Source organism: Microcystis panniformis FACHB-1757 (assembly GCF_001264245.1).
GTDB lineage: Bacteria > Cyanobacteriota > Cyanobacteriia > Cyanobacteriales > Microcystaceae > Microcystis > Microcystis panniformis.
The window spans coordinates 1,826,629-1,851,242 of sequence record NZ_CP011339.1 but is presented as its reverse complement, the minus strand read 5'-3'; the positions used below and the strand labels follow the sequence as shown (position 1 = coordinate 1,851,242).

Annotated in this window: 24 protein-coding genes; 15 read left to right on the top strand and 9 right to left on the bottom strand. The window is 43.0% G+C overall.

Annotated features, from left to right (window positions below):
* Nucleotides 1–5: 5 nt before the first annotated feature.
* Together VL20_RS08925 and VL20_RS08920 are read right to left on the bottom strand one after the other, a co-directional pair.
* On the bottom strand, nt 6–929 hold the full coding sequence (locus VL20_RS08925) for an alpha/beta fold hydrolase (protein WP_081417870.1): 924 nt from the start codon (nt 927–929) through the stop codon (nt 6–8).
* Between the two features lie 151 nt (nt 930–1,080).
* On the bottom strand, nt 1,081–1,788 hold the full coding sequence (locus VL20_RS08920; RefSeq protein ID WP_052276283.1) for an SIMPL domain-containing protein: 708 nt from the start codon (nt 1,786–1,788) through the stop codon (nt 1,081–1,083).
* A gap of 295 nt (nt 1,789–2,083) precedes the next feature.
* On the opposite strand from VL20_RS08920, the gene VL20_RS08915 reads away from it, so the two are divergent.
* The 4 genes from VL20_RS08915 (at nt 2,084) to VL20_RS08900 (ending at nt 4,987) form a co-directional block, all read left to right on the top strand.
* Nucleotides 2,084–3,067, top strand: coding sequence for an RpnC/YadD family protein (locus tag VL20_RS08915; RefSeq protein ID WP_052276282.1), 984 nt, complete (start codon nt 2,084–2,086; stop codon nt 3,065–3,067).
* 116 nt (nt 3,068–3,183) lie between these two features.
* Nucleotides 3,184–4,131, top strand: coding sequence for an RpnC/YadD family protein (locus tag VL20_RS08910; RefSeq protein ID WP_052276281.1), 948 nt, complete (start codon nt 3,184–3,186; stop codon nt 4,129–4,131).
* Between the two features lie 143 nt (nt 4,132–4,274).
* The gene (locus tag VL20_RS08905; protein WP_002752790.1) at nt 4,275–4,580 is read left to right on the top strand and encodes a hypothetical protein; all 306 of its coding nucleotides are present in this window, start codon (nt 4,275–4,277) and stop codon (nt 4,578–4,580) included.
* The gene (locus VL20_RS08900; RefSeq protein WP_004268192.1) at nt 4,577–4,987 is read left to right on the top strand and encodes a type II toxin-antitoxin system VapC family toxin; all 411 of its coding nucleotides are present in this window, start codon (nt 4,577–4,579) and stop codon (nt 4,985–4,987) included. The genes VL20_RS08905 and VL20_RS08900 overlap by 4 nt, the downstream gene beginning before the upstream one ends.
* Before the next feature lie 179 nt (nt 4,988–5,166).
* On the opposite strand, the gene VL20_RS08895 is transcribed toward VL20_RS08900, so the two are convergent.
* On the bottom strand, nt 5,167–5,907 hold the full coding sequence (locus tag VL20_RS08895; RefSeq protein ID WP_052276280.1) for a choice-of-anchor C family PEP-CTERM protein: 741 nt from the start codon (nt 5,905–5,907) through the stop codon (nt 5,167–5,169).
* A gap of 292 nt (nt 5,908–6,199) precedes the next feature.
* On the opposite strand from VL20_RS08895, the gene VL20_RS08890 reads away from it, so the two are divergent.
* Both VL20_RS08890 and VL20_RS08885 read left to right on the top strand, forming a co-directional pair.
* Nucleotides 6,200–6,802 carry a Uma2 family endonuclease gene (locus VL20_RS08890; RefSeq protein WP_052276279.1) on the top strand — a complete coding sequence of 201 codons (603 nt, stop codon included), beginning with the start codon at nt 6,200–6,202 and terminating at the stop codon, nt 6,800–6,802.
* 1,301 nt (nt 6,803–8,103) lie between these two features.
* Nucleotides 8,104–9,540, top strand: coding sequence for an NADP-dependent isocitrate dehydrogenase (locus tag VL20_RS08885; protein ID WP_052276278.1), 1,437 nt, complete (start codon nt 8,104–8,106; stop codon nt 9,538–9,540).
* A 69-nt stretch (nt 9,541–9,609) separates the two neighbouring features.
* Here the strand turns inward: VL20_RS08885 and VL20_RS08880 are convergent, their stop codons facing one another.
* A complete protein-coding gene (locus tag VL20_RS08880) occupies nt 9,610–12,330 on the bottom strand; it encodes a valine--tRNA ligase (RefSeq protein ID WP_052276277.1) in 2,721 nt (906 codons plus the stop codon).
* 381 nt (nt 12,331–12,711) lie between these two features.
* On the opposite strand from VL20_RS08880, the gene VL20_RS08875 reads away from it, so the two are divergent.
* A complete protein-coding gene (locus VL20_RS08875) occupies nt 12,712–13,299 on the top strand; it encodes a Uma2 family endonuclease (protein ID WP_052276276.1) in 588 nt (195 codons plus the stop codon).
* A 46-nt stretch (nt 13,300–13,345) separates the two neighbouring features.
* Nucleotides 13,346–13,930: a Uma2 family endonuclease gene (locus tag VL20_RS08870; RefSeq protein WP_052276275.1), complete on the top strand. Its 585-nt coding sequence runs from the start codon at nt 13,346–13,348 to the stop codon at nt 13,928–13,930.
* Nucleotides 13,931–13,981: 51 nt separating this feature from the next.
* On the opposite strand, the gene purN is transcribed toward VL20_RS08870, so the two are convergent.
* From purN to pap, 4 genes are all read right to left on the bottom strand, one after another.
* Nucleotides 13,982–14,620, bottom strand: coding sequence for a phosphoribosylglycinamide formyltransferase (gene purN, locus VL20_RS08865; RefSeq protein ID WP_052276274.1), 639 nt, complete (start codon nt 14,618–14,620; stop codon nt 13,982–13,984).
* Entirely contained in the window at nt 14,617–14,901 is a 285-nt protein-coding gene (locus tag VL20_RS08860; protein WP_052276273.1) for a hypothetical protein, read from the bottom strand. Before VL20_RS08860 ends, purN begins: the two co-directional genes overlap by 4 nt.
* Nucleotides 14,898–15,449 (bottom strand): DUF6036 family nucleotidyltransferase, encoded by a 552-nt coding sequence (locus tag VL20_RS08855; RefSeq protein WP_002758648.1) that lies wholly within the window; start codon nt 15,447–15,449, stop codon nt 14,898–14,900. Before VL20_RS08855 ends, VL20_RS08860 begins: the two co-directional genes overlap by 4 nt.
* 104 nt (nt 15,450–15,553) lie before the next feature.
* Complete coding sequence (gene pap / locus VL20_RS08850) at nt 15,554–17,047, bottom strand: polyphosphate:AMP phosphotransferase (RefSeq protein WP_052276272.1); 1,494 nt, start codon at nt 17,045–17,047, stop codon at nt 15,554–15,556.
* A gap of 208 nt (nt 17,048–17,255) precedes the next feature.
* Here pap and galE point away from each other — a divergent pair, with 208 nt between their 5' ends.
* On the top strand, nt 17,256–18,254 hold the full coding sequence (gene galE, locus VL20_RS08845) for a UDP-glucose 4-epimerase GalE (RefSeq protein WP_052276271.1): 999 nt from the start codon (nt 17,256–17,258) through the stop codon (nt 18,252–18,254).
* Nucleotides 18,255–18,527: 273 nt separating this feature from the next.
* Nucleotides 18,528–18,953: a hypothetical protein gene (locus VL20_RS08840; RefSeq protein WP_043999872.1), complete on the top strand. Its 426-nt coding sequence runs from the start codon at nt 18,528–18,530 to the stop codon at nt 18,951–18,953.
* A 164-nt stretch (nt 18,954–19,117) separates the two neighbouring features.
* Here VL20_RS08840 and VL20_RS08835 read toward each other — a convergent pair whose 3' ends face one another.
* Nucleotides 19,118–20,089: an FkbM family methyltransferase gene (locus VL20_RS08835; RefSeq protein ID WP_052276270.1), complete on the bottom strand. Its 972-nt coding sequence runs from the start codon at nt 20,087–20,089 to the stop codon at nt 19,118–19,120.
* A gap of 162 nt (nt 20,090–20,251) precedes the next feature.
* Here VL20_RS08835 and VL20_RS08830 point away from each other — a divergent pair, with 162 nt between their 5' ends.
* The 5 genes from VL20_RS08830 (at nt 20,252) to VL20_RS08810 (ending at nt 24,596) form a co-directional block, all read left to right on the top strand.
* A complete protein-coding gene (locus VL20_RS08830) occupies nt 20,252–21,712 on the top strand; it encodes an MBOAT family O-acyltransferase (protein WP_052276269.1) in 1,461 nt (486 codons plus the stop codon).
* The gene (locus VL20_RS08825; RefSeq protein ID WP_052276268.1) at nt 21,712–22,671 is read left to right on the top strand and encodes a hypothetical protein; all 960 of its coding nucleotides are present in this window, start codon (nt 21,712–21,714) and stop codon (nt 22,669–22,671) included. The genes VL20_RS08830 and VL20_RS08825 overlap by 1 nt, the downstream gene beginning before the upstream one ends.
* A complete protein-coding gene (locus tag VL20_RS08820) occupies nt 22,668–23,930 on the top strand; it encodes an NAD(P)/FAD-dependent oxidoreductase (RefSeq protein ID WP_052276267.1) in 1,263 nt (420 codons plus the stop codon). The genes VL20_RS08825 and VL20_RS08820 overlap by 4 nt, the downstream gene beginning before the upstream one ends.
* Nucleotides 23,931–24,006: 76 nt before the next feature.
* On the top strand, nt 24,007–24,252 hold the full coding sequence (locus VL20_RS08815; RefSeq protein WP_002739747.1) for a hypothetical protein: 246 nt from the start codon (nt 24,007–24,009) through the stop codon (nt 24,250–24,252).
* Nucleotides 24,253–24,338: 86 nt separating this feature from the next.
* The gene (locus tag VL20_RS08810) at nt 24,339–24,596 is read left to right on the top strand and encodes a type II toxin-antitoxin system PemK/MazF family toxin (protein ID WP_284526059.1); all 258 of its coding nucleotides are present in this window, start codon (nt 24,339–24,341) and stop codon (nt 24,594–24,596) included.
* The last annotated feature ends 18 nt before the right edge of the window (nt 24,597–24,614 follow it).

Below are 24,614 nucleotides of genomic sequence, written 5' to 3'. Positions count from 1 at the left end.
AGTTCTTAGCTCGCAAATTTAACTATCGCGGCTGCGGTAAGTTCCGGTTTTTCGAGGTGGGGAACATGACCACAGCGAGGAATCCAGACCAGTTGATTATTAGGTAAAGCCTGCTGAAATTTCTTCGCGTCTTTTGTGCCTAAAATTTGATCGTTTTCTCCCCAAATAATCAGCGTTTCTCGGTTTATTTGGCTTAATTGCGGCAAAAATGACCCATAACCGCCACTTTTGGTAAAGGAGATTAAAGCCTCACTCCAGTGGGGACAATTCAGGTGCAGACTAGCACAGGTGCAAGCATCAACAGTGGCCAAAGTTTGATCGAAATAGGCGGTACGACTGATATTTTGGCGCACGCGGGGATTGGCTAAAAAATTAGTTGCCCACTTATCGAGGGGCGAAAACATCAATTTACCCAAAACTGGGGGATTAGCTAGTCCTGCGCTGTCAATGAGGACTAATTTCGCCACTATTTCCGGGTAGGAGAGGGCAAAATCGAGGGCCACTGCACCCCCCATGGAAGCACCGACTAAAATTATCGGTTCGGCGATCGCAGTTCTCCAGAAATGGTAAAGATGGCTTTTAATAGTTTTCGGAGATACTTCTAAATCTGGGTATCGCTCAGTAAAACCGAAGCCGAGTAGATCTATCGCCCAAGTTTCCCTATTTTGGGCGAGTAAAGGTAGTAAACGCCGAAATTCCAGCAGGGAACTATCAAAACCGTGCAGGAGGACAAAAGGCGGTTGACCTTGCCCTTGTTGACTATAGGTGGTTAGAATCGATCGAGGATAGATGGGGCTATCGATGGCAATTTGTTGGATATTTTCGAGGAGAGCAAGGGAGGTATCTTCACTCAATCCCTCCCTAACAGTGGGTAAAAAGTTAGGATAATTCACGGATAAGGGCGAAAGTTTTCTAGATTTTCCGAGCATCGGTGCTGATTTTAAGCTGTTGACTATCTAAATTACTCGTTAGGACTGTCTATGAGCAGGAGAGCGAGGAGAGAGAGTTTGAGCATTTGTACTAAAATACTCAATAGACAGTTTAAATGCAGTACAGCTTAACTGATAGCTAAAGGTTATGTTAATAGCTAATTTCGAGGGTGACAGCAGCGCGCAGGGTTTGTTCCCCTCCGATAACCGGGCTACTGGCAGCATCGGCACTCCGAAAAACCGCTTCTGAGCGGGCGATTGGCACGGGATTACTGGTATTACCCACTTGGATAGAAACCGTTTCTTTTGGCACTAAACCAAGGGCCTGTAACACGATTGTGGCCTGTTCTCTAGCTTGTTCCGTGGCTTTGATGAGAGCAGTTCTCTGTCCAGCTGCGATCGCTGATTCCCCAGCAGTAAAACTTACCCCATCGATGCGTGTTGCCCCGACTTTTACCGCTTCATCGATTAAAACCCCCGCTTGGGCTATATCAACCTGAAAACTAATCAAATTAGCCCCGATATAACCGATTAAACGTCTTTGATTGTTGCTGAAGTCGTAATTGGGCTGTAAACTAATGCCGGTGGTTTCCAATTTTTCCACTTGACGGGAACGGAGAAATTTAACCACCGCATCGCTACGAGTGGCGGTTTCCCTCTGTACTTTACCCGCTTCTTTGCCTTGAACTTCTACCCCTAAGCGCACTATTGCTTGAGAAGTGGCGATATTTTCTATTCCTTCTCCCGTCACGGTAATTGTCCTCAATTCTCTTGCGTCTGCGTAACTAGGCATAACTAATCCAGTGTTGATGAGGATAAGGGACAGCAAAAAAGCCAAGCAAAATTTTTTGTAATTCATCAAAAATCTCTAGCGATCGATACTATATTTCGATTCTAGCCTTTTTTTGGGCAATTGAGTGGAAGATTATCCCTTTTCTGTCACTTTCGGAATATTGGTGACTAGGCTCTGGGAACTTGAGAAGGGGCCTTTAAGCAATGAGTGTAAAGAACCACAGAGACACAAAGGACACAAAGACCGATCCTATGTAAGTTAAACTCATCACACAGAACCTAGAAGAGCCGATAAATTCTCAAAACTTGCTATGATCCAAAAAGATTGTTAATGCACTTTCTCGGCTTAATTATCCCCTGCAATGACTCGCCAAATTCACGACCAATTTGCCAAAGAATATTTAGAAGAACTCTTAGCGTCTCTGGGAACGATTAAAAAGAGCAAGAAAGTCAAGAGTGAAGTCCAAGAAATCGATGTTTGGTTTGAACCAGCCAGTTCAGCATCAAGGACGGAATTACCCTTGGGTTTACTTGCTAAAATGGCGGCGACTTGCTGCTTATTTGAACCCTTCCGTAACCCACCCTCCGAGGTAGAGATTCGCAGTTGCATCTCAAAGTTATATGCGGTTCATGGCGAAGTCTTAAGGAAGGCAAAACGGACAAACAAAACTCTAACAGAAGCTGAACTACCAGTTCTCTGGATTTTAACGCCTACTTTTTCAGCGAGAATGATTGAAGAAGTCGTGGGAATCCCCCCTTCATTCCTACCGGAAGAGGGGATGAAAGAGGAGTGGGGAAAAGGAGTTTATTTTTCCCCTAACCTATTCAAAACAGGAATTGTCGCCATCCATCAATTACCAGTCAATGAGGAGACTTTATGGTTGAGGGTGCTAGGTAAAGGAGGAACTCAAAAACGAGCAGTAGAAGAATTAGTGCAATTGCCTGAAGGTAATCCCTTCCAAGAGAATTTACTAGAAATTCTGGCCAACTGGCGCAAGAATTTAGAATTAAGAGATAATTTAAGTACAGAAGAACAGGAGGACATCATGAACTTATCACCAGCTTATCTAAAACAACGGGAAGAGTGGAAACAAGAAGGGATACAAGAAGGGATACAAGAAGGGATACAAGAAGGGATACAAGAAGGGATACAACGAGGTAGTTTAGAAGAACGGTATTCCCTGATAACCAGTCTTCTGGAAGGACGCTTTGGCAGCCTAGATGCAGAATTATCTGGTCTGGTGGAAGAGATTGCCCAACTTCCCATCTCGGAACGCACCGGGTTACTTCTTTCTCTGGCTAATTTATCTCGCTCAGAACTGTTAGAAAGATTCAGGGAAAATTAAATTTTCACTCCCAATCTCAAAAACAGACAATTAAAATTTCCTTCGATAAATTCTCAAAACTTGCTATGATCTAACAAGATTGTTAATGCACTTTCTCGGCTTAATTATCCCCTGCAATGACTCGCCAAATTCACGACCAATTTGCCAAAGAATATTTAGAAGAACTCTTAGCGTCTCTGGGAACGATTAAAAAGAGCAAGAAAGTCAAGAGTGAAGTCCAAGAAATCGATGTTTGGTTTGAACCAGCCAGTTCAGCATCAAGGACGGAATTACCCTTGGGTTTACTTGCTAAAATGGCGGCGACTTGCTGCTTATTTGAACCCTTCCGTAACCCACCCTCCGAGGTAGAGATTCGCAGTTGCATCTCAAAGTTATATGCGGTTCATGGCGAAGTCTTAAGGAAGGCAAAACGGACAAACAAAACTCTAACAGAAGCTGAACTACCAGTTCTCTGGATTTTAACGCCTACTTTTTCAGCGAGAATGATTGAAGAAGTCGTGGGAATCCCCCCTTCATTCCTACCGGAAGAGGGGATGAAAGAGGAGTGGGGAAAAGGAGTTTATTTTTCCCCTAACCTATTCAAAACAGGAATTGTCGCCATCCATCAATTACCAGTCAATGAGGAGACTTTATGGTTGAGGGTGCTAGGTAAAGGAGGAACTCAAAAACGAGCAGTAGAAGAATTAGTGCAATTGCCTGAAGGTAATCCCTTCCAAGAGAATTTACTAGAAATTCTGGCCAACTGGCGCAAGAATTTAGAATTAAGAGATAATTTAAGTACCGAGGAACAGGAGGAGATTATGAACCTATCACCAGCTTATTTACAACAACGGGAAGAGTGGAAACAAGAAGGGATACAAGAAGGGATACAACGAGGCAGTTTAGAGGGACAACTATCGCTGATAACCAGTCTTCTGGAAGGACGGTTTGGCCCCCTAGATGCAGAATTATCTGGTCTGGTGGAAGAGATTGCCCAACTTCCCATCTCGGAACGCACCGGGTTACTTCTTTCTCTGGCTAATTTATCTCGCTCAGAACTGTTAGAAAGATTCAGGGAAAATTAAACTTTCAATCCCAATCTCAAAAACAGACAATTAAAATTCCCGATGAACAATCATTTCCAAATCCTGAAGAACCTTAAATGTCCTGCTTATTTTGCTAGACTAAAGAAGTCCCAATTCTTGATTAGCCTGAGATAGGAAGGATTATGGTCAATCAAATCAGCATTGTCATCTCCAAGAATCCCGACGGATATTCACTCAAATCTCCTGAATTAGCAGCAATTGATTACCAGGATAGCTCTCTAGAAGGCGTTTTAAATCGACTGAAAGATGCCCTGGAAACTCATCTGATGGCTTCTGATATATCTCAAGAGGAGACTGGAGAATCAATTTTAAAGATAGTTGATAGGTTGAATCTGAACTTCCCCGAAGAAGAACTTGAGCCGCTTCCATCTGACGGTGCAGAAGAGCATGACCATTATCTTTATGGGAGTCCCAAGAAAAGGCAATGAAACAAATTTTTGCCGACACTTTCTACTGGGTTGCTTTAATCAATCCCCAAGATAATTGGCATCAACGAGCCAGAGAAGTTACGTCCAGTCTCAAAAACGTTAAACTTGTGACGACGGATGAAGTTTTGGTAGAGCTACTGAATTTTATGTCAGTCCGGGGAGCAAATCGGAAGCGGCGTACTGTCGAATTTATCGATGATCTGCTCCAGAATCCCCGCCTTCAAGTCATTCCGCAAAACCGAGAATCATTCCTGCAAGGCTTCGAGTTATACCGCCGCCGTCCAGACAAAGAATATAGCCTGACAGATTGTATTTCAATGACGGTCATGCAGCGCTTAAAAATCACTCAAGTGTTAACTCACGACAATCATTTTCAGCAAGAGGGTTTCATAATTCTATTTGAATAACAGAGGGAAAATTAAACTTTCACTCCCCCTAAGCTAGGAAAAACTATTCCCAAGCATTAATAGAAAACGGGTTTCTCGGAGAAACCCGTTTTCTGTGCGTTACTCAACGGATTTAGTATGACAACTGATAAAAACCCCTCCAATTAATGAAGGGGAATTGTGGGATTTTATTGATGGTATTAGGAGACTTTTGTGGTTTCTTTTTCTGAGGATTTGGAGGATTTCAATTTGCGCTTGAGGGTTGAGGCTGCGCCGAGTGTGCCTAGGGCGAGGAGGCTTAGGATTGAGGCGGGTTCGGGGACTGATTCAGCATTACTCACCACAGTGACATTATCTAAAGCTGGACCCCAAAATCCTGAGTTGTCAAGACTTGAGAATGTTAGAGTTGTCTGATTACCAGTGGCTTGAAAACTTAATTCGTGTAGTTGCCATTGAAGATCTAAGTGGTCAGACGCGGATGTTGAAAAAATTTGGTTAACTGCTGCAACTTGAACACTAACTTGACGAGGATTAGGAAAAGAAGGATTAGTCGCACTCAAGTCTGGTCCCGCTAGAGAGAAACTTAAAGTATAGAATTGTCCAATAATTGTAGAAAAAGTTTGAGATAAAGTTCCACTACTTCCCCCATCAAGATTTAAATCTATAATTAAATCTCCCTCGATTGGAAATTTCATGTCATTACTGTTGTGCCAATCAACGCCTGCACCACCTATTGTCCATCCTGTCAGAGCAGAGCTTCCCTGACTTAGTCGTGCAAAATTAGGATCTACAACATTAGAGTCATAATCTCCTTCTTCAAAAGAACCATTGATAATCAGATTAACTGCTGAAGCAGGTGATACAAAACTAACAGTAAAGAGAATCGAACTGCTTATTCCAAGAGCTATAGTGGTTACTTGAGAACATGACTTAAGTTCCATTATACTTCCCCCAACAATTTTGTTTTAAATACGATCGCCCCCCTCACAGCCAGGTCAAGCAATAACCCAACACCAAAGGCGAATAACAAAACAATACACATTACCCCCCCGAACTGTATTCTAAGCTACATTTTTATAAATATTTACATTCCTCTCCGTCAGGCTTCTTTGGCAACGATAAGAGCGATCGCCTTCTATCTTTTAGTAGTCAATAATGCCGATGACTAGAGCTAAGTTAAGATTGAAGGGCATTCAGTTGTTAACTCATGTAATTCTTGAGTAGGGCGAAAATATGACGACACTACTTGTACAAGCGACCTCGGCTCCTTTGATGATTGATCTTCCTTGGATTATGCCGATGACGGAGGAGCAGTTTTATGAATTTTGTTTAGCCAATCGGGATTTACGCATTGAACGCAGCGCTAGTGGAGAAGTGATCGTTATGCCTCCTGCTTTTTCAGATACGGGTAATCGCAATTTTAATATCGCCGCTCAACTTTGGAACTGGTCAGAACTAGATGGAACGGGGCTTGGGTTTGATTCCAGTGCGGGTTTTACGCTGCCCAATGGTGCGACTCGTTCACCCGATGCTGCTTGGATTAAATTAGAACGCTGGAATGCTTTAACAGAAAAACAAAAAGCCTCTTTTGCCCCCATCTGTCCCGATTTTGTGATTGAATTGCGTTCTGCTAGTGATACAGTATCCAGTTTGCGGAAAAAGATGGAAGAATATATTGCCAATGGTGCTTTATTGGGTTGGTTAATTGATCGCCAAAATCGCCAAGTCTATATTTATCGTCCCCATCGAGAACTGGAGATTTTAAATGCTCCTGAAACCATTAGTGGTGATCCAGAATTGCCGGGGTTTGTATTAGTAATGGCTAAGATTTGGTAAATGCGATCGCTGATGAAAGGTTCCGTCAATATAGAACAACTAAGCACGATTAACGCTGTCCTATATTGTTGCTCACGGGAATCCTCAACACTGATAGAACAGCGATAACTAGGGTTGGCTGAATAAATATAAAAACCTTGTTGGGTAAGACTTTTAGACTTTTTGTCAATCAAAAAGTACTGGAATGGGAGTGATCAGGGGGAAAATTCCTGGACTTTTTCCCTGAAAATTAGGTAGTTGACCACCTGAAAATCGATAAAACCCCACACCCGTTACAGTAGAGCAGGAAGTCGCCTTCCCACCCCCTGCTTCAAAACCGGACTTACGACTTTCGCCGTATCCGGCTCCTGAGTAACTAGGCTACTGTCATTAGTAGAATAATAATGGGAATTATTATTTCCTTGTCTATTCAACCCTCTTGGCTGTATCCCCACCAGACAAGATTGTTGGTTTTAGGGCGTATATGACCGTTGATTGTTGCTTAGACTTCCTAGTTACCCGTCCTTTGTCAGCATATCTTTGATATTACTCAAAGCCTTGGCTTTTAAGGACATCCTCTCCCTCTATTGACTTGCGGATGGTTTCCTACTGCCCCAAACGGGCAGAGTCAATCAGGGTTACTTCGTTCCCTATAACCATTGGTTGAACCATTAGGATGATACTGTCCACAACAGAGTAACGGGAATGCCTTACTGATAGTGGTATGAGCTATCAGCCCCAACTCTGTTAACTTTTGTTTCGAGCCTGTCAGCCTTTTGGCTCGTGGGTGTTGACGATGGTTAATTCGTATCTTCGCCCCAGGGCTATCCATAGGTTCTGGCTCAACGGGTTTCTGATTTAGGCTATCAGATACCGCTTTTTTTCCTCGCTCACTACCTCAGATGTACCAAGTCTAAAGCAGCAGGAAATGCCGTCACTCTAGGCATCTAGAGGACAGGACTAAGGTTATTACTAACCCGCACCTGTATGGTTATAAAGTTATCAAGGTACTACATTTACCAAGCGGCTAATCCTCTAAACGTCTTACTGTCTAGTTTCTAGCCAACGAATCGCACCACACCCCACACCCTGACCCCAGGAAAAGCTTTTTCAGTAAACCCTAAGTATCTACACATTTGACCGTCGGGCGGGCGGCTCTAGGCTTAACCCTACTCTCTGTCTCGGTTTCAGGCTTTTCCTCTAGGTTGTTTTGACGGAGATGCCAGCAAAGGAATCTTTAAGAAATTACCCAAAATCCCTGAGTATAGATATTGACGGCGCTAGACTCCCAACGTATAGATAAATACTGTTTCTGGAAGCCCATGACTGTGAGCTACGAAAAAATCACCCCACCGACAACAGGCTCGACAATTACTTTTTCTGACGGAAAACCTCTAGTTCCCGACGATCCCATCATTCCCTTCATTCGTGGTGACGGTACGGGGGTCGATATCTGGCCCGCAACCGCAAAAGTTATCGATGCAGCGATCGCCACAGCCTACGCTGGTCAAAGGAAAATCCATTGGTTTAAAGTCTATGCTGGCGATGAAGCTTGTGAAATCTACGGGACTTATCAATATCTACCCCAAGATACCTTGACAGCGATCAAAGAATATGGTATAGCCATCAAGGGTCCCTTGACCACTCCCATCGGTGGCGGCATTCGTTCCCTGAATGTGGCTTTGCGGCAGATTTTTGACCTTTATGCCTGTGTTCGTCCCTGTCGTTACTATGCGGGAACCCCTTCCCCCCATAAAACCCCGGAAAAACTCGATGTCATCGTCTATCGGGAAAATACCGAGGATATCTATCTCGGCATCGAATGGAAACAAGGCACGGAAATCGCCGATAAACTGATTAATTATCTCAACACCGAACTAATTCCCGCCACTCCCGAACACGGTAACAAACAAATTCCCCTCGATGCGGGTATCGGGATCAAACCTATTAGTAAGACGGGTTCCCAAAGATTAGTCCGCCGGGCGATCGAACGAGCGCTGACTTTACCGAAACCGAAAAATCAGGTTACTCTCGTCCACAAGGGTAACATTATGAAATACACGGAAGGGGCCTTCCGGGATTGGGGTTACGAATTAGCTAAAAGTGAATTCCGGGATGTGTGCGTCACCGAGATGGAATCATGGATCCTGAGTAATAAGGAGAAAAACCCCGATCTGACCATCGAAGATAACGCCCGCATGGTGGAACCGGGTTATGATGCTCTCACGGACGAGAAAAAAGCAAAAATCTGCCAAGAAGTGACCAGTGTTCTCGATGCTATCTGGGAAACCCACGGCAATGGCCAATGGAAAGATAAAATTATGGTTAACGATCGCATTGCCGATAGTATCTTCCAACAGATCCAAACCCGTCCCGATGAATACTCGATCCTCGCTACCATGAACCTAAATGGTGATTATCTCTCCGATGCGGCAGCGGCGATCGTCGGTGGTTTAGGGATGGGACCCGGGGCGAATATTGGCGATACTTGCGCTATTTTTGAGGCAACCCACGGCACAGCCCCTAAACACGCCGGTTTAGACCGAATTAACCCCGGTTCGGTGATTCTTTCTGGGGTGATGATGTTGGAATACATGGGATGGCAAGAAGCGGCCGATTTGATTAAAAAAGGCATCGCAGCGGCGATCGCTAATCGACAAGTTACCTACGATTTAGCGCGTCTGATGGAACCTCCCGTTAATCCTCCCCTGAAATGTTCCGAATTTGCCGATGCAATCATCTCCCATTTTGGGGATTAATTTTCCGGTTAGGGTAGCCTGAAAACTGCCCTATTTTTCGGAAAATCCCCAAAATAACCACTGCCTCCGTTAATGCAGGCGTTTTAATCGTTCTTGGAGAATTTGGGCTTGTTTTTCGGACTCTGCTAAAGCTTGCTTCGTTTTTTGGATTAAAGCTTCTGGAGCTTTTTCGACAAAGCTAGGTTTATTCAAGCGATCGCTCAAACTCTTGATTTCTCCTTCTACTTTACCTAAATTCTTCTCTAATTTCCCAGCCAATATCGATATATCAACCAATCCAGACAGGGGGATGAGGATTTCTACCGTAGCGACAACATCGGCAATCGCTTGATTAACTTCCTCGGTTAATTTTGCCGTCAAAATTAAGTTTTCGATCTTGGCCAAGTCTTTTAAGTACACTTGTCCGCGTTGCAGAATAGCTAATTCTTGACTGTTTTCTGTCTGTAAAATTGCCGTGATCGTTGCCCCCGGTTTAATCCCCGCTTCGGCCCGCAAATTACGCAACACCCGAATACTTTCAATTAATAACTCAAAAGTATTTTCTAAGTCTAGATCGATCAGAGAACTATCAGCTATTGGATAGGTTTCTAAAGCCAAAACCTGCTGATTTTCTTGGGTTAAATGATGCCAAATTTCTTCGGTAATATGGGGCATAAAGGGATGTAATAGTTTTAATGTTCCTGCCAAGATAAAAGCCAAAGTTTGCCGGGCCGTGGCACAGGAAACCGATTCTTTATCCTTCCATAAACGAGTTTTCACTAACTCGATATACCAATCACAGAAATCGCGCCAGATAAATTCGTATAGACCTTTTGCCGCTTCCCCCATGCCATAATTTTCTAGATAATCTCTAGTTTTTTGCACTGTTTGATGATAACGAGATAAAATCCAGCAATCGGCTAATTCTAAATTTTCTAAAACTGGTTCTCCCAATTCTTCTGGGGTTTTTCCCTCCAGATTCATCATCACAAAACGGGAAGCATTCCAAATTTTATTGGCAAAATTTCGGGCCGCTTCTACGGATTCCGATTCATCGGTTTTACGGTTATATTGCAGACTGATATCCTGTCCTGCTCCTGCCACTTCTCGAATTAAGGTATATCGTAAAGCATCGGTTCCATATTTATCAATTAAAATTAGGGGATCGATGCCGTTATTGGCAGATTTAGACATCTTTTTGCCGTTTTCATCCCTAACTAAACCGTGAATATAGACATCTTTAAAGGGCATTTGTCCCGTAAAATAGCCCGCCATCATCGTCATTCTGGCCACCCAGAAAAAGATAATATCAAAACCGGTGACGAGGGTTGTGGTGGGATAATAGGTGTCTAGATCAAGGGTTTTTTCTGGCCATCCCATAGTCGAAAATGGCCACAATCCCGAGGAAAACCAAGTATCTAAAACATCGGGGTCTTGTTGAATAATTATATCCTCTCCATACTCCTGTTTGGCCTTGGCTAAAGCGGAGGTTTCATCCCAGGCAACAACGAAGGGAGTATGGTTAGTAATTTCGTTATTAGTTTCACTGATAACATACCAAGCGGGAATTTGATGACCCCACCACAGTTGTCGAGAAATACACCAATCTTTTAGTTTAACTAACCAATCGCGATAAACTTTTGTCCATCTTTCTGGCACAAAACGGGGCGAGTTTTCCTGATCTAAACAGGCTAAAGCTTTTGTGGCTAAAGGTTCAATTTTAACGAACCATTGGGTAGATAAAAGGGGTTCCACGGGAACTTTACCTCGATCACTATAGGGGACGCTATGGCGATAGGCTTCAATCTTAACTAAAAAACCGTCTTCATCGAGTTTTTTAACGACATTTTTGCGGGCAACAAAACGATCTTGACCTGCGAATATTCCGGCATTTTCGTTTAAACTGCCGTCTAAATTCATGATATTAATAAAGGCTAAATTATGGCGTTTACCCATCTCAAAATCCTTAGGATCGTGGGCCGGCGTAACTTTGACGCAACCGGTTCCAAATTCGGGATCCACTAATTCATCGGCAATAATGGGGATTTCTCGCCCCATTATCGGTAAAGTGACGGTTTTGCCGATTAAATGGCGATAACGGGGGTCTTGCGGGTTGACAGCTACACCAGTATCACCGAGCATGGTTTCGGGCCTTGTGGTGGCTACTTGAAGATAACCGCTACCATCGCTAAGAGGATAGCGAAAATACCAGAGATTTCCCTCAATATCCTTGTTTTCCACCTCTAAATCGGAAACGGCCGACCGGGATTCGGGACACCAGTTAACTAAGTATTGACCGCGATAGATTAATCCGTCCTCATAGAGTTTGATAAAAGCAGTACGGACAGCATGGGAAAGTCCCTCGTCCATGGTGAAACGTTCCCGCGTCCAATCCACGGATACCCCCAAGCGTCGCAGTTGATTAACAATGGTACTACCGGACTCTTCTTTCCATTGCCAAGCGCGTTCGAGGAATTTTTCCCTTCCTAGTTGATAACGGTCGGTTTTTTCGGCTTTTAATTGGCGATCGAGTATAGCTTGTACTGCAATACTAGCGTGATCTGTCCCGGGCAGCCAGAGGGTATTTTTGCCGGTCATGCGCTTGTAGCGAACAAGTGTATCAATTAAGGAACTCTCGAAAGCGTGACCCATGTGGAGACTACCGGTAACATTGGGAGGGGGGATGACTATACAGTAGGTTTCGCCGCCTTTTTCGGGGTTTGCTGTAAATATTTCTTGATTTTCCCAATATTGCTGCCATTTGGTTTCTGTGATCTTGGGATCGTATTGCTTCGATAGTTCCGAGGTCATGATGGGGAGATTCTACAATTCTTAGTTCTTTGTCAATTGTCCCACATTTGGGAGAGATCAAATTCTGGTTTAGTTGCTGGCTAAAAATTTTCAAGAGTCTTATTAAGATAGCTGTTATCTTTTGCTGGGGTAAATATAGCTAATTTCTGGTAACTTTTTTGTATCTCACCAGTATAATAATTGCTATAATCAATTGAGAGAGCTAATCAATAAGTGGGTAGGTATTAAAAACTTTCAGATGCCCCCCTATTAAGGGTAGGGTTGATTCATGAATCAACCCTACTTAATAAGGGGGAGATCGGCACCCCCCTTATTAAGGGGGACAGAGGGGAGCGAACCTAAAATCCATTTTTAATTTAATTATAACCAGCTACTTAAATTATGACCATAGCCACAGATAAAAGTACCTATAGCTTTGCCGAATATTTACAACTAGAGGAAACGGCAGCCTATAAACATGAGTATCAAGACGGGGAAATCGTACCGATGACAGGAGGCACTACCGATCATAATAAAATTGCTCTCAATTTTGCCGCTTATTTAAAATTTGCCCTCAAAGGACAGAAATATAATATTTTTATCGGTGATGTGAAATTATGGATAGCGCAATATCGTCAAGCAACCTATCCCGATGTGATGCTAATTGAGGGTGAACCGATTTATTATGAAACTGGCAAGACAACTGTTACCAATCCCAGATTAATAGTAGAAGTCCTCTCAAAATCAACTCAAAATTATGACCAGGGCGACAAATTTCTCTATTATCGTTCGCTGCCGGAATTTCAAGAATATATTCTGATCAGTCAAAGTCGTCCCTATGTCATGCAGTATAACAAAACTGAGGAAAATAAATGGTTATTAACGGAATACGAGGGCGAAAATACCAGTTTATCTTTAACTTCTGTCAATTTCGATCTCAGTTTTCAGGAAATTTACGAAGGAGTTACTTTTAATATAATCAATGATTAAACCAGTTGTTTTAATCAGCTTAAGTTAACCAAAGAATCAATCAATTATGACCATAGCCACAGATAAAAGTACCTATAGCTTTGCCGAATATTTAGAACTAGAGGAAACGGCAGCCTATAAAAATGAGTATCAAGACGGGGAAATCGTACCGATGACAGGAGGCACTACCGATCATAATAAAATTGCAGGTAATTTTTACTTTTATTTACGCCTAAAGTTACCCCAGTCTCACTATAAAATATTTATCGGTGACGTTAAAGTATGGATAGCGCAATATCGTCAAGCAACCTATCCCGATGTGATGTTAATTGAGGGTGAACCGATTTATTATGAAACTGGTAGGACAACTGTTACCAATCCCAGATTAATAGTAGAAGTCCTCTCAAAATCGACTCAAAATTATGACCAGGGTGATAAATTTCTTTATTATCGTTCGCTGCCGGAATTGCAAGAATATATTCTCATTAGTCAAAGTCGTCCCTATATCATGCAGTATAACAAAACTGAAGAAAATAAATGGTTATTAACGGAATACGAGGGCGAAAATGCCAGTTTATCTTTAACTTCTGTCAATTTCGATCTCAGTTTTCAGGAAATTTACGAAGGAGTGATATTTAACGATTTGCTTTGAATTTTCGTTTTTTTGCCGGTATTCTCGCCAAGGAAGTCCAGAAATCTGTCTCTATAGGCTCAATTTCGCCGCTAAAGCGATCGCTACTGGGAAAATGCGATGTTCTTGCACTTGAATGCGTTCGTGGAGACTGGCCGCGGTATCATCGGGGAGAATGGGAACCACTGCTTGCATTAAAATTGGTCCACTATCTACCTCCGCGCGAGCGATATGCACAGTACATCCGGTCACTTTTACCCCTGCGGCTAAAGCTTGTTCCACGGCACGCACACCTTTAAAACTGGGTAGTAAACTAGGATGGATATTGATCACGCGATCGGGAAAAGCATCTAGTAAAACCGGGGTGACAATTCGCATCCAGCCCGCCATAATTACCCATTTTACGCCGTATTCTTGGAAAGTTTCGACTATTGCCCGATCGAGTTCTTCTCTGGGTTTAAATTGACGATGATCGAGGAAAACCGCGGGGATATTGTAGTGAGCGGCTTTTTCTTTTACCTTGGCATCGGGATTATTGTAGATGAGGACAGAAATCCGGGCATTTAGCTGTTTTTTGGCGATCGCTGCTGCTAAAACAGCAAAATTGGAACCACTACCAGAAGCCATCACTCCTAAAGAGAGGGTTTCCTCTAGGGGAATATCGGCCAAACTGAGATCGGGAGAAATTAAACTGGGGGAAATTGTCATCATATTTTATAACCGAGTTCGAGTGCATTGCAAAAGCTGTTGAGGCGATTCAGCAAAGCATTATAGTAAGAATAAGCATCATCCCGTTCCTCTTGGAGATAGGCATACAAGGTTAGCTCTGGCTCTGCAGCTAGGTGATTTTTGGGGATATCGAAACCGACTTCCGTTAGGCGCGTCGATGCGATCGCAACTAGCAACGCCCCAATGGTATTGGACTCACCATTGTGAAGATCCCTCAGTCCGGGTAAGATGATCTCGGCCCCTGGCAACTCATTGAGATTCATGATTGTTTCTCCTCTGGTGGACATTGAAAACGTTCAATAAAGTTCTCGACTCTGCTTCTCAGCACATCAGGGTTAAGGGAGGGGAATCGGATTAGTTCCGGTGCAATCGCTTCAAAGCATTCCCCTAGCTCATTCAAAGAGAATAATTTGTGTTCGTACATAGCTTCAATATCTTTCAAGTCACGGTCAAACCCTCTCGATAGTTTAGAAAGAGCTTGGGCTGTAAAATCATAGTGATAGAAAGAGATTTGACCTCGTTTGCCAATGAATACGCTTCGATCGCGCCATCCCGGAATAGGGGGCAGAAAATCCTGCGGAGATGCCAGTTCAATGTTGATGTTCAATTCTTTTTTTAGCTTGGCGATCGCTTGAAAAATGCCCGGCGGTTCTGGATCTAGACGGATATCCACATCGACTGTGGAATTCCGCCATCCCACCAGTAAGGCACTCGCTCCACCTGTAAAGTAGATAGTGCCTGAACCCTGAGCTTCTTTACCTAAGATTTGCATTAGGCGTTCTAACTTCTGAGCGTCAACGTTTGCACGCATTTTTTGGCCGTGATTATCTGCCTCAAGTTACCAGTTTAGTTTAGTGCCTACTCAAAGGTAAATTGTACAACTGAATCGAAAAAATCCCCATACCCCTATCTCCCCTATCCCCGTTGTTTCAAACCGGTTTCAATAGCGGCAATTACTGTTTCTATGACTTTAACGCGGGCGAAATACTTATCATTTGCCGCTACAATCGTCCAGGGGGCGACGGGGGTGCTAGTGCGGGCTACCATGTGATTAACTGCCACATGGTAGAGGGGCTGTTTTTCCCGATTGCGCCAATCTTCATCGGTGAGTTTATGTTGACGATAGGGGTTATTTTGGCGCTCGTTGAAGCGATTTAACTGTTCTTCGGGGCTAATATGTAACCAGAATTTGACTAAAACACAGCCTGAATGGGTTAATTGGGCCTCAAATTCGTTAATTTCTTGATATGCCCGTCGCCAATCCATATCTTTAGCGAATCCTTCCACTCTCTCCACCAAAACCCGTCCATACCAACTGCGATCGAATATACCGATAGTTTTGGCTGCGGGCAATTTCCGCCAGAAGCGCCAGAGGTAATGATAGCGATGTTCTTCCTCCGTCGGGGCAGCAAAGGCAATCACTTGATAACTGCGAGGATCGAGGGTATCGGTTAAGCGTTTGATCGCCCCTCCCTTACCGGCGGCATCCCACCCTTCAAAGAGGACTAAAACGGGGATATTTGCCTGAAAAATCTCTAATTGCAGTTTTCTTAATTCTACCTGTGCCTGACGCAAACGGATTTTATAGTCTTCTTTTTCCAATTTGGCACTTAAGTCCACTCTCCCCAGATAATCGGGTTCCGTGGGCAGTAATTGGGCTTGAGGTGGTAGATTGACAGGGGGTTCGATCGGTAATTGCCGCTGATCCAAAGCTTGAGCGATCGTACCGACTAATTGGGAGAGAACTTTTACCCGGGCCCAACGTTGACAGTTGCCCTCCACCAATGTCCAAGGGGCGGCCCCCGTGCTAGTGTAGGTAATCATTTCCTCGGCTAAACTGGCATACTCATCATAACGTTTGGCCTGTTGCCAATCTTCCGGACGCACGCGCCAAGATTCTAGTTCATTTTCGGCGTATTCTCTGATGCGTGACTTTAATTCCTTTTGACTGAGGTGAATCCAGAATTTAGCGATTGCGACCCGATCATCAGATAATTGTCGCTCAAAGGTGTTGATATCGCGCATGACTAGGGGAATCTGGGAGGAGGGCAATTTATTTAAGAGTCGATCCTCTAGTAGATGGGTGTACCAACTGTGATAAAAAATGCCGATACTGCCTTTTGCTGGCAGTTTTTGCCAAAATCGCCATAAAAACGGGTAACTTTCCTCTTGGAGGGAAGGGGTTAAAATTGGATGGACGGTAAAACCGCGAGGATCCATATAGTTAACCATTTTTTTGACTAAAGTTCCCTTGCCTGCCGCCGCCCAACCTTCCAAAACCACCACCACGGGTAATTTACATTCCCAACAGGACTTCTGTAGCGATCGCAGTTGTTGCATTAAATCTTTAATTTGTGATTGATAAGTTTCTTTGTCAAGGGAAAGAGATAGATCGAGGGGACTTAACATGATGGTCAAATAAGTAGGTAGGTGTTAAAAATTGTCAGACACCCCCCTTATCAAGGGGGGCAGGGGGGATCGGCACTACCCTTATCAAGGGGGGATTAAGGGGGTATCCAAGACAATATCTATCTTCAATTTAATTATAACGACTTACTTAAAAGCAAAATTAGGGTATAAAGTTATAGACAAGTCAATCTCAAATAGGTATGATCGCGTGTCTCAAGTTAAACCTACCATTCTCGTCACTGGCGGTGCGGGTTATATTGGTTCCCATGCAGTTCTAGCGCTCAAAAATGCCGGTTATTCCGTCATCGTACTCGATAACTTATCCTACGGTCACGCCGAAATTATTAAGGATGTGTTAAAAGTTGAGTTAATTGTCGGTGATACTAGGGATCGATCGCTGCTGGATAATTTATTTGCTAGTCGTGATATTGCCGCCGTCATGCACTTTGCCGCTTTTATTGCCGTGGGGGAATCGGTACAAGAACCGGCTATTTACTATCAAAATAATGTTAGTGGTAGTCTGACTCTTTTGCAAGCGATGATCGCCGCCGATGTGAAGAAATTTGTTTTTTCTTCCACCTGTGCTATTTATGGAATGCCCAAGGAAATTCCGATGACGGAAAATCACCCCCATCATCCCCTCAGTCCCTACGCTGCCAGTAAGGAAATGGTGGAACAAATTCTTAGGGATTTTGATGCGGCCTACGGTTTAAAATCGGTGGCTTTCCGTTATTTTAATGCTTCAGGAGCCGACCCCAGTGGTTTATTAGGGGAAGATCACCAACCAGAAACCCATTTAATTCCCCTGGCTTTATTAACTGCCCTGAAAAAACGGGATTCCCTGTCAATTTTCGGCACGGATTATGATACTCCCGATGGTACTGCTGTTCGGGATTATATCCATGTCAATGATTTAGCCCAAGCTCACGTTTTAGGCTTAGAATATCTCTTAAATGGGGGCGAAAGTAATGTGTTTAATTTGGGCAATGGTAACGGTTTTTCCGTGCGTGAAGTGATTGAAACAGCGCGAGCGGTAACTGGTTTAGATATTCCCGTCATCGAAAGTCCCAGAAGGGCAGGTGATGCCCCCATTTTAATCGGGAGTAGTGATAAAGCTAAACAGGTTCTCGGTTGGCATCCCCAATATGCCGATCTCAAGGTAATAGTTGAACACGCTTGGAATTGGCATCAAAAAAGACACGATTAACAGCGATCGAGTGCTAAACTTTAGTATTATCGGATTGAACAATTCTAAGTAAGTGGTTTCAATTAAATTGAAGATAGATTTTGTCTTTGATCCCCCCTGCCCCCCTTGATAAGGGGGGTGCCGATAGAACGTAGGTTGGGTTGAAGCATGAAACCCAACGCCCGATTACGTTACGCTACCCCTAACCCATCCTACAAATAATTGTGCCTCCCTACTTAGAGGCTGATAGTTTACCGCTATAAGCTTCCCTAGAATCATCTCAAATACAATGCTATGAATAACAAAATAATCTTAATATTTATAGGCTTGACTTTTTTGGCAAGTTGTGCTGATAGTAAACAGTTTCAATGTCAAAAAATCTATCGGATTGCCAACGAAGTCGCCCAAGAAACCAAATCCTTAACCAAGGGTCAAGGGACAGAAATTGACCAAAAAAGTTGGCTATTAGCCGCCGATAAAATCGAACAGGCCGCAGAAAATATGAAAAAATTAGCAGTGAAGGATCCTGAACTAGATAAATATAAAATCGCTTTCGCTCAAGTCTATGAAGATTATGCCACTGCCACTCGTGAAATAATTCAAGTTATCGAAACTCGCAATAAAAACGGGGCAAAATTAGCACAGGAAAAGGTAAGAAAAGCCGGCCAATTAGAAAAAGAAACTGGCGAAGCTTTTAATACCTATTGTCAAGCACAGTAAATCAGTTATCAGTTATCAGTTATCAGTTATCAGTTATCAGTTATCAGTTATCAGTTAGAAGGTGTTGGGGTTTTGGGGTATTAGTGGAAATTTCCCCATTTCCCCATTTCCCCATTTCCCCATTTCCCCATTTCCCCATTTCCCTATCACCTCACTCCTATACTTTAGGGTTTAATTGCGTACAAAGTACCCACATTTTTACTGCGAGGCATCCGGGAGAAGATGATAAAACCGAATTCTTGCAGATGTTTGACTAAAGCATCGGGACCCTTTTTATGCCATTCCATCATGATAATTTTAATCTGTCCTAATTGACCGGTTGCCGCTAAAGAATCGAGGATTTCGTATTCGGAACCTTCACAATCAATCTTGGCAACTATATCGATGTCGGGATAATCAGAGGTAATACCTTTAAACACATCGGTGAAAGGTTTAAGAATTAAATCGGCTGTAGCTGTTTGTTTCGAGGCAAAAGGTTTTAATTGGTTGTCAATACCAGAAATACCAACACTACCTTTAACCTTGTAATCGTATTCGACTTGAATAATTTCATCCCGAGCGCCGACTCCATAATCAAAAGCTTTAATCTTCTCCGCTAGATTAGGATTGAGGGCAAAATTTCTTAAAGCTTGGTCGTAGGTAGCCTTAAAAGGTTCGTAACTATAGACAGCTTTCACATTAGCTCGATTGGCAAAAAAGAGACTAGCAAAACCCGTATTCATGCCAATATCGATCGCTACACAGGGCTTGTCATAGAGGAAATTATATACACCTAAAAGGAAAATTTCATGGGCGATATCTAAATCCTGTCCCGTCTCGATAATTAACTTAACTCCATCGATATCGATAATTAATTCCTGTTGCCCATCGATATAAAATTTACAATCAGCCAGAGCCTTTAAGGCGCCAGCTTTGTTACAAACTTTACTACCCAAGAGGAAATCCTGCTTATTTTTGCTTAAACTGATCCCTAAGGGTTTGTAAAAAAGTTGACCAGATTTAGCATCATATGCCACATAATTAGGATTAATATTATGCTCTGCCAACTGACTAGACCAATATTGATCGGCAATATGGGGATAAGTCTTAAATTGTCGATAGCGTTTATGAGCATCTAACAGTTTTTGATAAAGCATTGCTTGTCTAGCCTCGATTTTTTAGGATGGATGAAGGTAATTTTATGGACAAGTCTGACAAAGTTTGATAGGCTTGTCAAGAAAATCCCTCGTCTCTGAGCATCAGAAGTCAGGAAACCCATCTCAAACAAGGTAACACAGACCATCAGGAGTTAACACGCCTTGAATTACTCTGATTTTATATTTTGGTGGATATTAATCCTTTTTAGCGTTCCTTTCCTAACGGCGCGCTACCTGGCGAAGTCCTTCAATCTCTGGCGAGGTGTTTTTGATGGAGTCGGATTAGCGGCGCTGTCCCTAATCCTATTTTATTACGCCAGTCGCACCAGTTTCCTCGTTTTCGTCGTCTCCCTAGCCTTTAACTACATTATGGTCTGGCTAGTGCTGAAAATGAGCGGCTGGAAGGCGAATCTCCTGGCCACTATCGTTATCGTCATCGATATTCTCGTCCTCGCCTACTTCAAGTATTTCGGCTTTTTTGTCGAGGAAATCATCGGATTATTCGTTTCTCTCCCCCCTAACTGGAAGGAACTTTCCCCAATTCCCGTGCCTAGCCAAATACCGCCGGGGGTATCCTTCTATACCTTCCAGATGGTGGCTTTCGTGGTGGACTCCCTACGGGAAAAGAAAAAGAAACCCCTAGCCGTCCTCGATTATGTCAATTTTATCTCCTTTTTCCCCCAGATTGTCGCAGGTCCGATCGAGCGTCGCCGGGATTTATTACCACAAATGGAGGGATTTCGCCTCAAATTTACAGGAGAAAACTTCGAGAAGGGGTTGCGTTGGCTTTCTCTCGGTTTATTTATGAAATTTGTCCTCGCCGATAACATTGCGCCCTACATCGAATTAGATAAGATGATCGATAATGCTTGGTATATCTGGTTTGAGGCCTTTTTATTCACCCTGAGAATCTATTTTGACTTCGGCGGTTATAGCTTTATTGCTGTTGGTTTAGCCTATTTTGTTGGCATTAGATTGGAATTAAACTTTTTAGCTCCCTACACATCCCAAAGTATTAACGAATTTTGGCGACGTTGGCATATTACCCTTAGCACTTGGTTTCGAGATTATGTGTTTTTACCCCTGATGGGTTCCAATAAAAATTGGGCGCCTTTTTACCTATTTATCACCTTTACTCTCTCTGGTTTCTGGCACGGTGCGGCTTGGAATTTCATCTTTTGGGGTGCCTACCACGGGGCATTATTATTATTACTGCGTTATCTAGGCCGACCTTTCTATGCTTTCGTCGGAAAATACGTTTCTCAGCCGCAAATTGTCTCCTGGGCTTTAACGCAATTGGCTGTCATTTTTGGTTGTCTCTTTTTCATGGAGATTAACACCAGAAGATTAATCGGCAAAATGCTGGTTATTGCCAATCCTTTCAATTATTCCTTAGCTAATATCGGGGAGATTTTTAGTTCCTATACTCTCAATCAAGGAGCAGTTTTAAGCGTCGCTTTAGTTCTTGGTATCATTGTTTTAATCCTCGAACATCTGGCTATTGCCCAGAAAAAGTTTGAATATGAACTATTACTATCGCCTTGGCTGTCTAAAATATTGCTAGGTTTAACTATTCTCCTAGCTTCCACTAATACCGGTGACTTTATTTACTTTGAATTCTGATGAATACTAAATCCTTTAACATTTTCCCCTGGTTAGCCTCTCTGGGAGTCGCTTGGTCCCTCGGCTTTGTTTATAATGTCATCTACGGCGGCGAATTAAGCTGGTTGCGGATGATGTACGAAGAAAAATCGGCGATCGCAGCTAGGATCGAAGGACCGCGGCGTTTAATCGTCACGGCAGGATCGGGGGCGCATTATACCATAAATTCGGAATTAATGGCCAAAGAATTGGGAATGCCGGTGGTTAACTTCGGTTTACAGGGGGATATCGGGTTAAATGTCATTGCCGCTATGATTCTCGAAAAAGCGCGCCAAGGAGACGTAATTCTGCTGATTCCTGAATATCTCATGCTCATGGATGAGGACGGTTTTAATCGCGGCGAAGGACTTTGGGGATCCGCACCTTTTAGCGTCGCTATTGGCAAACCAGGGTTAGGTGGGATACCTTTAAAAACCATGATCGAGGATACTTGGTTATTAGGTATTCCGGGGATGCGTGCAGTCACTAAATCCACGGTTGATTTATTCACTAAAGGCAGAATGACGGGTTATCTTTCCGATCCGATTACTGACAGAGGAGATCCGACTATAGTTAAGGAAAGAACAGGGAAATGGTGGCAAATGACCTTTGATACTCCTGCTTCTCCTCACTCGATTAAATTGATTGAAAAACTCAAGAAAGATTTGGAAGCAAAAGGGGCGACTTTAGTGGTTTCTTTGCCCTGGGTTTATGCTAAAAATGATGGTAAGACTCTTGCTAATATTCGCAAATCTGCCGAAGAATTAAGTCGGGTTGTGCCAACAATTTACGACCCAACAGACTTGAATATTAAGACCGATTCTACCATTTTTGCTGATACTCACTATCATCTTTTACCCCCGGCGAGAATTATTCGTTCAGAACAATTAGTTTCGGAACTGAAACCCATCCTAAACACAACTGAGAATAAAAATCCATGAATAAACCAATAACTAAGATTTGCATTCTGGGGGGTGGTTTTGGAGGGTTATACACGGCGCTCGATCTGAGTCGATTAACAGCAGTAAAATCCGGTCAATGGCAAATAACTTTAGTCGAACCGAAAGACCATTTTCTCTTTACTCCCCTTCTCTATGAACTAATTACAGGAGAATTGCAACGCTGGGAAATTGCCCCTTCCTACCGTCAATTATTAACAGGAACTCAGGTTAATTTAAAAACTCAAAAAGCCCGTAATATTGACTTAAACAATCATCAAGTATATTTAGAAAATGAGGAAATTTTAGATTACGATTACCTCGTTTTAGCGGTGGGAGTGCGGAATCGTTGGCCGGCTATACCGGGGTTAGCCGATTATGGGCTAACTTTTCGGAGTTTAGAGGATGTAGAAAAATTACAAACGGCAATTCATGACTTAGAAACTCAAGGAAAATCCTCAATTGATTTAGCAATTATTGGCGGCGGTCCCAATGGGGTAGAATTAGCCTGTAAGGTGGCTGATCGTTTAGGAAAAAAAGGCAAAGTTCACCTAGTGGAAAGGAACGAGGAAATACTGCAAAACTTCCCTAAATCGGTGCGTATTGCTTCCTGTCGTTCCCTTTTAGCCAAGAATGTTAGTCTCTATCTAAACACAGGATTAAAGGAAGTTGCAGCTAATTCCATAACCGTATTTAAAGATAATAAAAATGAAGTTATCCCCATTGATTTATTATTGTGGACAGCAGGAACCCAAGCACAGGATTGGATCAATAATTTAGACTGTCAGAAAACAGCACAAGGCAAATTATTAACCCGTTCCAGTTTACAATTAATCGACTATCCCGAAGTTTTTGCCCTTGGGGATATAGCCGAAATTTATCCGAGTAAACAGGTAATTCCTGCCACAGCACAAGCAGCCTATCAAGCAGCCAGTGTAGTAGCCAAAAATATCTCGGCAGTGATCAGAAAAAAATCGCTCAAACCCTATTATTATCTGCATTTAGGTGATATGTTAACCCTGGGTAAACAATCAGCCCTTGTCTCCAGTTTTGGCCTTAATATTACTGGTAGATTAGCTGATATAATGCGTCGATTTGTCTATATTCTGCGTTTACCCAGCAAACGCCATCAATTGAAAGTGTTTCAACATTGGGCGAAAAAAATTCTTCTCCGACCCCGTTATTCACAGGTGTTATCTAATACTAAATCCGTTGAGTATAGGCTACATATTAGGAGAGGAAAAAGGCAAAAGGGAGAATAAATAATCAGTTCCAACCAGGTTGTTAGTCCTTACACAATTGGCTACAATAGCCCTACACAAGCTACGAGAGAAAAGTATGCCTGAATTAAAAATTAGCATTAGTGAGGCTGCTCACAAAACGCTGTTAGCACTCGTTGACTCCTCTGGGGATACGCTCCCAACAGTATTAGACAAAGCCATCGAAAATTATCGCAGATATGTTTTTCTAGTTCAAGCGAATGAAGCCTTCGCCGCCTTAAGGAAGAATGAGACTTTATGGCAAGAGGAAATTTCTGAAAGGCAGACATGGGAGCAAACTCTCGCTGATGGAGTAGAAGGGTAGTGGCAGAAATTACCAGAGGAGAAATATGACTAGCAGACCTCAATCCAGTAAGGGGGCATGAACAGGCTGGTAAGCGTCCATGTTTAGTGATTTCAGCAGACCTGTTTAATCAGGGTACATCTGGCTTAGTTGTTGTTTTGCCAGTAACTTCTAAAGACAAAGGAATCCCTTTTCACATAAAAGTGGAACCTCCAGAGGGAGGAGTGAAAATGCCAAGTTTTATCAAGTGCGAGGACGTAAGATCAATCTCAGTAGAACGACTTGAGAAGCGATGGGGAACTGTATCCTCAGAAACCCTGGCATTGGTTGAAGACAGACTGAGAATCTTAATGGGACTGTATTGACATCCTCGCCGCCGTAAA